Annotated in this window: 12 protein-coding genes; 7 read left to right on the top strand and 5 right to left on the bottom strand. The window is 39.0% G+C overall.

Going from position 1 to position 13,416, the window contains the following annotated elements; genetic code table 11:
• The first annotated feature begins 74 nt into the window (after positions 1-74).
• Together fadI and fadJ are read left to right on the top strand one after the other, a co-directional pair.
• Complete coding sequence (fadI, locus tag ACZ5WS_RS14375) at positions 75-1,385, top strand: acetyl-CoA C-acyltransferase FadI (protein WP_010391348.1); 1,311 nt, start codon at positions 75-77, stop codon at positions 1,383-1,385.
• Positions 1,385-3,577, top strand: coding sequence for a fatty acid oxidation complex subunit alpha FadJ (gene fadJ / locus ACZ5WS_RS14370; protein WP_464709350.1), 2,193 nt, complete (start codon positions 1,385-1,387; stop codon positions 3,575-3,577). Before fadI ends, fadJ begins: the two co-directional genes overlap by 1 nt.
• Before the next feature lie 86 nt (positions 3,578-3,663).
• On the opposite strand, the gene ACZ5WS_RS14365 is transcribed toward fadJ, so the two are convergent.
• The 5 genes from ACZ5WS_RS14365 to ACZ5WS_RS14345 all read right to left on the bottom strand — a co-directional run bounded on the left by ACZ5WS_RS14365 (position 3,664) and on the right by ACZ5WS_RS14345 (position 7,899).
• Positions 3,664-4,050: an MmcQ/YjbR family DNA-binding protein gene (locus ACZ5WS_RS14365; protein WP_054202136.1), complete on the bottom strand. Its 387-nt coding sequence runs from the start codon at positions 4,048-4,050 to the stop codon at positions 3,664-3,666.
• Between the two features lie 182 nt (positions 4,051-4,232).
• Positions 4,233-5,030, bottom strand: coding sequence for a hypothetical protein (locus ACZ5WS_RS14360; protein ID WP_464709342.1), 798 nt, complete (start codon positions 5,028-5,030; stop codon positions 4,233-4,235).
• Between the two features lie 89 nt (positions 5,031-5,119).
• Entirely contained in the window at positions 5,120-6,025 is a 906-nt protein-coding gene (locus tag ACZ5WS_RS14355) for a phytanoyl-CoA dioxygenase family protein (protein WP_464709340.1), read from the bottom strand.
• Positions 6,026-6,076: 51 nt separating this feature from the next.
• The gene (locus ACZ5WS_RS14350) at positions 6,077-6,631 is read right to left on the bottom strand and encodes a hypothetical protein (protein ID WP_464709338.1); all 555 of its coding nucleotides are present in this window, start codon (positions 6,629-6,631) and stop codon (positions 6,077-6,079) included.
• On the bottom strand, positions 6,628-7,899 hold the full coding sequence (locus tag ACZ5WS_RS14345; protein WP_198522242.1) for an SAM-dependent methyltransferase: 1,272 nt from the start codon (positions 7,897-7,899) through the stop codon (positions 6,628-6,630). Before ACZ5WS_RS14345 ends, ACZ5WS_RS14350 begins: the two co-directional genes overlap by 4 nt.
• 136 nt (positions 7,900-8,035) lie before the next feature.
• Between ACZ5WS_RS14345 and ACZ5WS_RS14340 the strand changes: the two genes are divergently transcribed.
• From ACZ5WS_RS14340 to ACZ5WS_RS14320, 5 genes are all read left to right on the top strand, one after another.
• Positions 8,036-9,097 (top strand): phytanoyl-CoA dioxygenase family protein, encoded by a 1,062-nt coding sequence (locus ACZ5WS_RS14340; protein WP_464709335.1) that lies wholly within the window; start codon positions 8,036-8,038, stop codon positions 9,095-9,097.
• Between the two features lie 541 nt (positions 9,098-9,638).
• Positions 9,639-10,889: a hypothetical protein gene (locus ACZ5WS_RS14335; protein ID WP_464709331.1), complete on the top strand. Its 1,251-nt coding sequence runs from the start codon at positions 9,639-9,641 to the stop codon at positions 10,887-10,889.
• Positions 10,876-11,802, top strand: a complete 927-nt coding sequence (locus tag ACZ5WS_RS14330; RefSeq protein WP_464709328.1) for a hypothetical protein — start codon at positions 10,876-10,878, stop codon at positions 11,800-11,802. The genes ACZ5WS_RS14335 and ACZ5WS_RS14330 overlap by 14 nt, the downstream gene beginning before the upstream one ends.
• A gap of 31 nt (positions 11,803-11,833) precedes the next feature.
• On the top strand, positions 11,834-12,535 hold the full coding sequence (locus ACZ5WS_RS14325) for a phage tail protein (RefSeq protein WP_198522238.1): 702 nt from the start codon (positions 11,834-11,836) through the stop codon (positions 12,533-12,535).
• A 6-nt stretch (positions 12,536-12,541) separates the two neighbouring features.
• The gene (locus ACZ5WS_RS14320) at positions 12,542-13,366 is read left to right on the top strand and encodes a sulfotransferase family protein (RefSeq protein ID WP_464709321.1); all 825 of its coding nucleotides are present in this window, start codon (positions 12,542-12,544) and stop codon (positions 13,364-13,366) included.
• Positions 13,367-13,416: the final 50 nt, after the last annotated feature.

Below are 13,416 nucleotides of genomic sequence, written 5' to 3'. Positions count from 1 at the left end.
TGGCTTTATCACACGGGTTGTTTAGAATCGAGGAAAACATACAGGTCTGACCTGTCAGCGGGAGAGAATAATAAATGTCTGAGCAAAACATACTTAAAACACCAAAAGGCGACCGTATTGCCATTGTAAGCGGCCTACGTACTCCTTTTGCTAAGCAAGCAACTGCGTTTCACCATGTACCAGCATTGGATATGGGTAAGCTAGTAGTTAATGAAATGCTTGAGCGATTAAATTTCGACAAGTCAGAAATCGATCAACTGGTTTTTGGTCAAGTAGTACAAATGCCAGAAGCGCCAAATATTGCACGTGAAATTGTATTAGGTACAGGTATGCCAGTTGGCGTTGATGCATATTCAGTGTCACGTGCGTGTGCAACTAGCTTTCAAGCAATTGCAAATGTTGCCGAATCTATTATGGCAGGCTCTGTAAACGTGGGTATTGCTGGTGGTGCCGATTCATCGTCTGTATTGCCAATTGGTGTAAGTAAAAAATTAGCCGGCAGTTTAGTCGATTTAAACAAAGCCCGTACGCTTGGTCAGCGTTTAAAAATATTCTCAAAACTACGTTTAAAAGATTTATTACCAGTACCGCCAGCAGTTGCTGAGTACTCAACGGGTTTATCAATGGGACAAACAGCTGAGCAAATGGCTAAAACCCATAATATTAGCCGTGAAGATCAAGATGCTTTAGCACATCGTTCTCACTCATTAGCAACTCAAGCTTGGGCCGATGGCAAGTTAAAAGATGAAGTAATGACGGCGCACTTACCGCCTTATAAAAGCTTTATTGAAGAAGACAACAATATTCGTAAAAACTCAACGGTTGAAGGTTACGCTAAGCTCAAACCGGTATTTGACCGTCAGCACGGCTCTGTGACTGCCGCTAATGCAACCCCATTAACCGATGGCGCAGCCGCAGTGTTAATGATGAGCGAAAGCAAAGCAAAAGCATTGGGTTACGAAATTTTAGGCTACGTACGCAGTTTTGCGTTTTCAGCCATAGGCGTAGAAAAAGACATGCTAATGGGGCCAGCTCACTCAACGCCAATCGCGCTTGATAGAGCGGGTATTACGTTGGCTGATTTAGACCTTATTGAAATGCATGAAGCGTTTGCATCGCAAACCTTAGCGAATATGAAAATGTTTGCTTCAGATAAATTTGCACAAGAGCACTTAGGGCGTAATAAAGCCATAGGTGAAATTAACATGGATAAGTTTAACGTTAACGGCGGTTCACTCGCTTATGGTCACCCATTTGCGGCAACCGGCGCACGTTTAATTACACAAAGTTTATACGAGCTTAAGCGTCGTGGCGGTGGTTTAGCGTTAACGACTGCCTGTGCTGCGGGTGGTTTAGGTGCAGCCTTTGTATTGGAGAGTGCGTAATGACAGATTCAGTATTTAATTTAACGGTTGATGATAACAAAATAGCCGTGGTAACCATTGATGTGCCGGGTGAAAAAATGAATACCCTGCGTGACAGCTTTGCTGATGATTTAAAAGCATTATTAGCACAAGCTAAAGAGCACGCAGTTAAAGGTATGGTATTTATTAGTGGTAAAAGCGATAACTTTATTGCTGGTGCCGATGTTAAAATGCTAGACAGCGTGCAAAAGCGTGAAGATGCATTAGCTATTAGCGAGTTATGCCATCAAGCATTTTTTGATTTGAAAAAGCTTCCGTACACCACAGTTAGTGCTATACATGGCGCAGCGCTTGGTGGCGGTTTAGAATTTGCTTTAGCATGTGATTATCGCGTTGGTACTGATAGCGATTTAACTAAAATTGGTTTACCAGAAGTACAACTAGGTTTATTGCCTGGCGGTGGTGGTACACAACGCTTAACTAAAATCGTGGGTATTCAAAAAGCCCTTGAGTGGATGCTAACTGGTAAGCAAATTCGTCCAAAACAAGCTAAAAAAGCCGGTGTATTGGATGATTGTGTTCCACAAAGCGTACTGCTAAAAGTGGCCAAAGAGTTTGCGGCGAAGAAAAAGCCACAAGCTAAAGAGCCTAAACTTGATAAGATCAGCAAGTTATTAGAATCAAACCCGTTTGGTCGTAACTTTATCTTTAAAAAAGCTAAAGAAAACGTACTTAAAAAAACCGGTGGTCATTACCCAGCGCCGCTTGCGATTATTAAAGCGGTTCGTGCAAGCGTAGAGCTTGATGAAATGAAAGCGTATAAAACCGAAGCAGAAGGCTTTGCCACTTTAGTGATGAGTGATGAGTCTAAGGCGCTGCGCGGTATTTTCTTTGCAACCACTGAAATGAAAAAAGAATGGCGCAACGATGACGCTCCTGCGATTAGTAAAACTGCTGTGTTAGGTGGCGGATTAATGGGCGCAGGTATTGCTCATGTAAGTGCGGTTAAGGCTAAATTGCCGGTACGTATTAAAGATGTGGCAGAGCAGGGCATAAGTAATGCCATGAACTACACATACAAAATCTTAGATAAACGCCTTAAGCGCCGCATTATGTCAAAAGCCGATATGCAGTTAACCATGAACCGCATTACTGGCACTACGGATTACAGCGGCTTTAAGCACATAGATTTAGTGATAGAAGCGGTATTTGAAGATTTAGAGCTTAAGCAAGGTATGGTTGCTGATGTTGAGCAGCAATGCCAAGCGAATACTATTTTTGCAAGTAATACTTCGTCATTACCTATTTCGCAAATTGCAGCAAAAGCAGAACGCCCTGAAAATGTAATTGGTTTACATTATTTCTCGCCAGTAGAGAAAATGCCACTGGTAGAGATCATTCCTCACGAAGGCACGTCACAAGAAACCATTGCTCGTGTAGTTAACTTTGCACGTAAGCAAGGTAAAACGCCAATTGTAGTAAAAGATATGGCTGGTTTTTATGTAAACCGTATTTTAGCGCCATACCTTAATGAAGCGGCTAACTTAATGCTTGCTGGTGAGCCGATTGAAAAAATAGATGCGGCTTTAGTCGAGTTTGGTTTTCCTGTTGGACCGTTGGCACTGCTGGACGAAGTGGGTATTGATATTGGATCTAAAATTGCGCCAATTCTTGAAAAAGAATTGGGTGAGCGCTTTAAAGGGCCTGATGCTTTCTCGCGCATGATTGATTCAAAACGTCTTGGTCGTAAAACAGGGCGCGGTTTTTATGAATACGACAAGAAAGGCAAAAAGGTCGATGAGTCAGTCTATGAGCTACTAGGTGTAACCCCAGCCCCACGTTTAAATAAAAACGAGATTGCTAAGCGCTGTGTTTCACAAATGCTTAATGAAGCGGCTCGTTGTTTAGATGATGGTATTATCGCAGGCCCGCGTGATGGTGATATTGGTGCTATTTTTGGTATTGGTTTCCCACCGTTCTTAGGTGGCCCGTTTAGCTACATGGACAAATTAGGTGCGAGTAAAATAAGCTCTGATATGTCTACACTGGCTAACAGCAATGCCATTTTTGCACCCTGTGAATCACTGGTTGCAATGGCTGATAAAGGCGATAAGTTTTACACTACAGTCACTAAAACAGCTGAAGTTGAGTCAGATCAGTCAGATGATAAATCGACTGATACTCAAAATGAGATGACTGAGCACAAAGATTAATGTTTTAAGTTAACGTAAAAAAGCCGCAAATTATGCGGCTTTTTTTATGTTTGATAATCAGAAAATATAGAGATATATACGCTTATTTACAGTAAGGCTTCAATAGCCTGTTTGTCTTTATCTGGCATGTTGTCGACCACCAAATTAAATGAATTATCAATCATACGCTCAATTTCACCTTGTGGTATTGAGCCGTCTAAAATCACTGTATTCCAAAGGCGTTTATTCATATGATAACCTGGAATCACCGAAGGAAAAATATCTCGTAATGACTGTGCTTCATCAGGGTCGCACTTTAAGTTTAGCCACCAAATAGGTTCGCCGTTTTCATCGGTTTCACCCTCATTGCTCAGTGCAAGGGTGGCGAACATCTTATGGTTTACTTTATATACATCAACATCTTTAGCAAAAGGTTGCGTTAGTTTAACTAACGGTTTGTTCATTAAATAAGTATGTACAGTTTGTTGGTTCATGAGCCATTCCTTGAGGTCATAATCGATATCTTAACCATAGCATTTTTTCATTAGCTTTGTGGCATGAAATATTATTTGAGCTTATTATTTCTTAATTTATAGACTGATATATTGGAAGTTAGTTAAACCAGTAACTATGTTGGAACTGGAAATGTAAATAAAGTTTTTTTGTTAAGCACTGGCTAAACAGATTTAGGCAAAGACAAGTATGCAGTAACAGCAGCATCACGTTTTGTCAGGTCTGTTTGGTACGAGTGTTTACTATACGTAGTGCAATACGAGACAGGCTCTCCGACACTTAATAAAAAATCATTATGGTCGAAATTGCTCAATACTTTTTTCCAGCGCTCTTTGACTTTAACTGGCGCGCAGGGCAAAGAGTCCAAAATACGTTTAGACTCCTCAAAGTTGCTATTAATAGCGACATTGAGCATATCGTCGTTTGCGGCCCCTAGCCAACTTGTACCACTGGTGCCCACACATAAAAGTGGCATATAAGGCGCAAGCGCTGGGCATACATCATTTCTATACACATCAACCTTCCAATAGCGACGAGCTATTTTTACAAACTGATCAAAATCCTTTATTGATGTAAAGTTTGAGGTAGCTAAGGATAAAATCTCTATTCTAGGTTTATTGGCATTTACGGTGTCGTTAGCAACATCAATATACCAAGGACCAAGTATCAATGCGTTTTGAAAGTATTGATCTTGCAGTGAGCCCCATGCTTTTTGTAAAGAGTTACCTTGTACAATTAGATTTTTTAATAAACTGAGCCCAGGTTTTTTAGTGGTAGGTAATTCCGTTTGCAGTAGTGCAAATACCTCATCGCGTATTTCTCTACAGCGGCCAATAGGGTAAGGTTTTTCTGCAAAGTAAGGAATTGATGGTGCAAGTTTTAAATCAGCTAATAAGCGTAAATGAGCTAGATCAGCGCATATCAATGCACGTTGTTTTGGCGTAAAGTGTTCATTAAGCACGTATATTCCTTTGAGTGATTGTTTAATTTTAGTCCTGAAAGGTCATCAGACCCTAATGGAAAATGAATACTTTCAAATTATATGTGATTTTAGCGTAAATCCTTGGGAGTAGGGTAATTTGGATGAACTACATTTTTATGGGCATGAATCGAAGGGATGGGTGCTTCAGGCTTGGCTTTAATGAGCTTAACCAAGGTACTTAAATCGTATTTAGGTTCGCCGTAAAATTCATGCCAAGCTTGCGGAATACTGTTTGGATCTGCCGCTTTAATTACATGTGCCATCCATTGTTTTCTCAGTTCGGCCCACTCCTTAGTTTGTTTTCCACTTTCGGTAATCCCTAAAATTGTCCTTAATTCAACATACAGTGTTCTTCTTGCACCTTGGCTGCGCTTTACTCCTGAACTATGTAAAACCATTATGTCATGAACTATGATGTCACCTGCTTTAGCGGGTTGTTGTACTACATTAGGAATATCCCACCCATATTGATTGGAAAGTTTGTAAATATCTAAAACTTTATGCTGGGTATTTGGTACGTAGCGTAAACAGCCATCTTCTAAAAGAGCGTCATCAAGGTATATACCAATATTTAAATAAGGATATTGCCTAGAATGAGGAGCGTCCTGATGCCAAGTAATATGAGGGTGTGGGTACGGGTATTTATAAGCTACATCTAATTGCAAGGGGACTGCGCCATCTCCTACCAATTCTTTATAAACTTCGATGAGTGGTGGGCTAGCTAATAGTTCAATTATTAATTCAGGTGACTCGAATAGTAAGTCGTTATAACGAAAAAGACGAGGCAAACCTGAGTCTGTTGAGATACAACATTGATTATTGACTTGCCCATTGTGAAAATTCTCTAGTGCTAATGCTTCTAACTTATCTGAAAAACGTTGTAATTTTTTAAGTAATGTTATCGAAAGTGCATTTTCAAAGTGAACAAAACCGTTTTTTAGGAAAAAGTCATGTTTATTTGAGGATATTTCCATAAATTAAATTGTTCTTTTTATTTTAAACAAAGTTCATCCATTTTTTGCAAACTATATATTTGGAAGCGTTTCTATCCAGCGACAGTCTCTGATCCACTTGACCATTACAGGGTAACCTTTGTTTGGGCAAGTCATTTGCCATGCTTGTAATAATGGAAACCCAAAACCATTCCCATTTTCAAAAGCATGCTTTAACGTCTTACTCGCACCTTTATAAGCATCTTTATGAAAGATAATATCTAGTGATAATGACAAATGAATAGCTGCTGCAACAGCCCAAGCTGTCGCAGCCATTTCTTCTGCGTGCATAGCTTGTTTCTCTCTGCCCGCAAGCAAGCCATTCTTATAAAAGTCAGCATCTAATAGGGGCCTAAAAATTGGCTCACAGACAGCAATATGCCCAGCCTCATGAAGGATATCACCAGGATAGAACCCATTGACAAAATCAAGCAATAAAACGCCTTTTTCTAGCTTAAGGCCGGGCAAAAAAGTTCTTTCGTCTAAGGTTTGATACCGGTGCTTAATTCCAATATGAGTAAGAAAGGTTAAAATTTTTTCAACGTCTTTAAGCTGTTTACCAGTGTTAACTTGAGCGTTAATAATCATGATAATGTGAGGTTGCTGTTAGTGCTTAGCCAAGTTTCAAATTCTTCTATACGTTGGCTTTGATAAAGTGCGACTGATGTTTCATGATATGGCAAGGCTAATGAGTCCAATAGGTTGGTCCATTGTGTCCATTCATTTTCATCTACATTAATAGAGCAACCACATTTAGCTGCCTGTGCGTGCTCAAACATATGTTTTACGCCAGGTAACCCTAAGTTATTGAGCTCTGAAAATTTGGTTAATTTGATCTTAGTTTTAATTATCTTTTTTATTGGGAATGTAAATACAAAATCTGGGCTGTGTGGTGTTATGTATTCATAATGAATAGCTTCACCGCCACGAAGCTGCGCATCATGAGGTAAAAAAGTCAGCGGTATATTTAAACTACATTGATTTTCCGTTAGTTTATGGTGTTTGTATACTTGAATGTCGGTTGTTAGTTTGAGTCTGTAATTAGTATCAACGCCATTTGGGATTAGCATATTACCTTTGAAAGAAGATGCGTCTCCTGCATTTAAACGCCTTGCTTCGTCGATGTTTAAGCAATAAAACTCTTTTAGGAGTATGTCATCTGTTGTATTAGCTTCTGCAGACATTAAAGAGTTAAAAGGTGTTAGCCATGCCTTTAAAGAAATTTTTTGTGGGATTAATGTGCCAGAATCACTCAAGTATTGACATAAATGAGCAAAAATAAAAACTTGAGGTTCTCGCTTTAATAGCGCTGTCATAGTTTCTGAAATAATAATGTCAAATTGCTGAGAGGGGGGCGCTTGCCAGCAAGTTGCGTCATCACACGTAATTGCAACAATGTTTTGGGTGATTGAAAAGTGCTTTACTAGCTTTTTAATTGCACTGATATTTTCTGGATGAATGTCAATGAGTGTGACTTTTATACGTGAGTTTGTGGCAACACCTAAATAAGGAATAAGTAACGTGCCATAAGGACCTGTACCGGCATAAAGAACATGAATATCATCAGTCGTTGCTTTTAAACGTTCTTCAATAGCGAGTTTAACACCTTGCATAAAGATTTGCGTACGAAGAGTTTCTTCTATGCATTTAGCTGCTTGTACGGGAGAAATTGCAACGCCTTGGGATGTATTTTCATCATTCCAGTCATTCATATCTAAATCAGTTGAAATAGACGTAATATTCCCTAAGTAATTTTTTAAATCGTTGATAAAAGGCTTTATCACCCCCGCATCAGCTGGCTCATTTAGCAAATGTGTAATCGCATTACGGTATCTGTTCAGTAACTCACTATCCATATCACTCCCTGTATTTAGCTACAAAAATCGTTGCTTGCAATAATATAGCACTCTATTCTAACTAAGTTTAGTCAGCGTTAATAAATCAATTTAAGGTGTTTTGCTTGTCTAAAATCAGGCGCGAAAAGGAGTTATTATGCAAAATGAATTGAGAGTAAAAGTACCTCCTCTGAAAACAACAATGCAGAGCATATTGCCCTGTTATAACGAAACTGGGCGTTTAGGTTTATTTCAATTAAAGCGAATGTGGCACAAAGTACAGTTTCAAAAGCAAGGCTGTGCAGATAAAAAAATAATAGAAGATGAATGGTCACTCGATGTGATGATCATGGATATTTTAGGCTTAGGGCTCACACCGACAATAGAGTCTATTTTTGCGAGTGATAGTTTTTTAACATTCGAAAACTGGGTAGAGCAGCATTATGGTATGGCTATTTCAAAGACGGCTAAAAGTGAGTTAAATGAAAAGATAGCTGCATTTTTCCAGCAAAAGGGCCTTAAACAACAAAAAATATTGCTAAATCAGCCTCGTCATTACGTTCTAACATCGCAGCAGTGGCAAAGCTGGGATGATAATGGTTACGTTATTATTCCTGAGCTAGTGGAAAAAACGCTATGTGAAGACGTTTGTAACATGGTATATGAACGTTTGAATATGGATAAACATAATCCTGTTTCATGGTATCGAAATCATGAACTTAAACAGGGAATTATGGTACAAATTTTTAATGATATAACCATGCAGGTTATTCGGCATCAGCCTCAGGTGCGAGATGTATTTGAGCAATTGTGGGGTGAAAACAATTTAACTGTAAGCACTGATAGGCTTAGTTTTAATCCACCGCAGACAGAAAGTTGGCGATTTCCTGGGCCAAATCTTCACTGGGATATAAACTTTAATAAACCGCTCAGATTTGCAACGCAAGGATTACTATACCTTACTGACGTTGCCGCTGAACAAGGTGCATTCAGTTGTGTACCTGGCTTTCATAAAAAAATAGACAACTGGCTTGCTAGTTTACCTAAAAATACCAATCCACATCATTTTAATTGCCAACAATGGCACAGTACTCCATTAGCTGCAAAAGCAGGTAGCTTAATTGTATGGCGACATACATTACCGCACGGTAGTTGTTCAAATAAGGGGAGTACACCTCGAATTGTACAATATATAAATATGACTCCATTAAGTAAGTAGCTAAACAGCTCTCGATATAGGGAATAATCAATGTTGTGTAATGGGGTGTAATGTTTTTTATTTTTAACTTATGCCAAAATTATACATAACTTATTGTTAAAAATAAGTAGATAGACTTTTCAAGTAAGCGACTATTAAAAATAATAGAATTAAAAAGTTGTATTCTACGTCTTGTGAGTTACTCTACTTACTGAACGTAATATTAATTTGCAACGTGTTTTTCATGGTAGGATTGGTGTAAAGGAGTGCTTAAGTATGAATCTACATGATTCATAGTCTACAGCGAGTTTGGAATATGCGGCCCCCCACATTGATGAGCTATTAAAACATTCAATACGTACCCAGCTTGAGTCTCTTCTAAAATCTAGATTAACAACTGAACTACGCCCAAGTTGAACACCTCTAATTAGTGAACGCTTTTGAGGCTATACATGATCAAGTTGTGCAATCAGTAATATTGATAAAATGGATGGCTTCACAGTTTAATTGCTACATCATTGTACGCTAAGAAATATATATTATAAATTATAAGGAGTGTGTGGTGCTACACCATCAATTGTCTAAGTCAGCCGCATGTATTAGTGAAGAGCCAGTTGTAACTGGGTTACTTAATCAAGCACTGCGCGATCAAATTAGTTTGCTTAAACAGCAACCAGCTACAGCGTTGACTCTACAGCAGTCTTTTTTAGCAATCGCAGATCAAGCACTGACTGAAAGAGACGATGCTGTGTTAATTGAAAAACTTTTTGTTGACGCTTACGAAGAAGCAATAAAAGTCCTTAGGCAAGCTCAATTGCATGAAGTTGAAATGACAAAACAGTATATTAATCAACATGGCCTAGTGATGTCGGTTTTAAACTGCACAACAACAATAAAAGATGTACATCGCAACACCCGTTTCTACAAAGGGATTTTTGAGCTTATTAATGATTTACAACAACGGGATTCGCAAATAAATATTGTCTACCCAGCTTGTGGGCCATTCGCCCCGTTATTATTACCTATTTTGCTGTATATGGATCAGCAAAAAATTATTTCACCACAAAAAGTACGCATTTCTTTAGTCGATATTCAACCTGGAGCGATCAAATCTCTCAAGGTGTTAGTTAATGAGTTGCAACTTAATGACTATATCGATGGCATTTACGAGGCTGATGCTGCTTTGTTTAAAGGTAACAAAGCGTTTGATATTTTTATTGCTGAGGCATTTCAGCATGGTTTTTCTAAAGAAGCTCATTTGAGTATATGCAGAAACTTTGCCTCTCAACTAAGCCATCATGGAGTAATGTTACCGTGTAAAATTATGGTTAATGCTGCATTAGTTAATTGCCAACGAGAATATGTTGAACAGTGGCTGCAACCGCAAAGCGATGCTGCGAATCCGATATTAAATCAAGATACGTTGAATGAAAGAATTGAGCTGGGAAATATATTAACTCTTGATCGTCATAGTTTGCTCACGCTAGACATAATTGCTCTTGGAGAACAACAAGTTGTACGCTGTAACACAGTTTCTATTCCTCAAACAGCCACTGATGTAAGTGAACTAACGCTTGTCCTTTACGCTGAAGTAATGACGTATAATGGGCATTGGTTACAGCAATATCAGTCAGGCATTACGCATCCATTGCCTATGTTCTCGGTATGTATTGATTTTGTACCTAAGGCCCCCGCAGTAGATGGTTTATTACTTACAAAAAAAGATAAAATAGATTTTTATTATAAGCTTACCGGTTTGACAGGTTTTTTGCCGACGAAAGCTGACGAAGAGGTACACTATGGAGCAAATTAGCAAGGTAGTGTTATTTACTTCAAGTTGTTTATCTATACCTACGATTGATATGTTGATACAGCGCCAGTTGTTAGTCGCTGTAGTATTAGTGCCAACGCAAACAAATAACATGCAAAGCGAAATTGGTCAATTGCAAGCACATTGCACATCACAAAATATACAATTTTCAGTATGGAATAATGATGATACGTTGCTTGCACAACTCGATGATTGGCAAGTATCAATGGCCTTGAGCTGTTTTAATGCGGGAACTCAAAGTCAAACGATTATTGATTTTTTTCATGGTAATGCTTATGGAATTTACCCTGCAAAGTTATCAGATTATCAAGGTACTGATCCACTCTACTGGCAAATTAGAGAGCATCAAGATAATTTGTTACTAACTGTTTATCGCTTAAGCTGCGAACACCCCCTACAATTTTCGTTACAGCAGAGTATAGCCATTCATCCATTTGATACTTATCAAAGCCTTGCTATTCGCGTTGCATCTGCAATCCCACAAGTGTTGAGTATTTTCTTCGAACAATTTGATAATTTGCATTGGCAATCAGATACCGACATTGAACAAATCAAGGTCGCGACAGCCCTGAACTATGATAATTTAACATTGTCTTTTGAACAGTACAGCGCGGTTGATTTAGCCGCGGCGGCAAGAGCGGGTAACCCGCTTTATGGTGGCTTTATTTTATCGGGTAAATTTGGTGATTTTAATGTGCTACAAGCATCCTTTGTTGATCAAGCCTCATTCACAGAGCCAGCTGGTACGGTCTTAAGTATTGACAAGTCACAAGGGTTAGTTGTGCAGACTAAACAAGGCTCAGTGGCATTAGATATTGTTTCATGTCAGTTTGGGTGTATTTCAGGTTATCGTTTTGCATCTTTAGCTAATATTACAGCTGGTATGCAATTGTAATTATATAAATTATTTTAAAAGGAAATACGTTATGAGCGCAGACCCATTTTTAGGCGAAGTGGAGATTTTTGCAGGAAATTTTGCCCCTAGAGGTTGGGCTATATGTGCAGGACAGCTATTGAGTATTGCTCAAAATACCGCCCTTTTTTCACTTGTTGGTACTACTTATGGTGGTGACGGCCGTTCGTCAATGGCGTTACCAGATATCAGAGGACGTACACCGGTAGGTGTTGGTAGTGGGGCTGGCTTGTCAAGTCGTGAGTGGGGCCAGCTTGGCGGAAGAGAATTTAGTAAAATTACATCTAATAATTTGCCACCGATGCAAAGTGCGATTGCATTGCCAAGTTTTGCACAGTCAGTTTCTGTCAGTATTCCTGGGCAGACGATAAGTGGAGTAACGGGATCTGCAAACATTGCAACAACACAAGATGCTAATAGTGGAGAACCAACAGCAGGTGCAGTACTTGCTACGGTTGTTGCTGGTGGTGGGCCTGATAAACAAGAAAAAATATATCAATCTACGGCACCAAGTTCATTGATCAGTATTGGTAATGTGACAGTTGATACATTTGATGTTCCAGCACAAGATAACATTGCCCTAACTCTGCCCGCGAATAGTTTAACAGGTATCGTTAATTTACATGGTGGTGGCCAATCGCTTTATTCTCAGTCACCATTTGTTGCTATGCATTATATCATAGCCATGCAAGGGATTTATCCGAGTCGGAGTTAACTATTTATGTCGCGTCATTATCATTTTATCGCTGGTTTACCGAGGACTGGTTCAACATTATTGGCTGGTATATTACGGCAAAACCCCGATTTTCATGCCGATATGTCAACCCCTGTAGCTGGTTTTGTTACTAGTTTACTTGAGCAAATGGGAGCTGGGAGCGAGTTTGCTAGTAGCATAAGCTCAGCGCAGCGCTTGAATATATGTCATGGGGTGTGGTCTGGGTATTACCAAGATGTTGAAAAGCCAATTATTTTTGATACCAATAGACTGTGGACTGCAAAGCTTAATATCTTAAATTCCTTATTTGGTAATGATTTTAAAGTGATTTGTTTAGTCAGAAATCCAGCTTGGATAATGGACAGTTTTGAACGTGTCTATAGGCAAAACAGTCTTGAATTTAGCCGTATTTATTCCCCCGCAGCACGGCAAAACGTGTATACCCGCTGTGAGCACATTGCGTCTAATCAAGGGCCTTTCGGCAGTGCTTGGGCTGCGCTAAAAGAAGGTTTTTATGGTGAGTTTTCGGATCAGTTATTACTGATCGACTACGATTTGCTCGTAAGTAAACCTGAAAAGAGTGTGGCTCTAATTTATCAGTTTTTAGGCTTACCGAACTTTGCGCATGACTTTGAAAATGTAACATATAACGCCAGTGAATTTGATAAAAGCTTAGGTGCAGATGGCTTACATACAGTGAAAAATAAAGTGGCTTTTACTGGGCGTAAAACAGTACTCCCCCCAGAACTATTTAAAAAATACAGTGATATGGCTTTTTGGTTAGAACCACAAGGCAGTAACGCAAGTTTAATAACACAAAAAACACCTTAATTTACCAGTTATGGTATTAAAAACGTTGTTCTCCATAAATATATTAAAGG

The sequence above is a fragment of the Pseudoalteromonas sp. 11L1 genome (assembly GCF_055397545.1).
The sequence above is the reverse complement of the archived record's forward strand: the minus strand, read 5'-3'. Positions and strand labels throughout refer to the sequence as shown.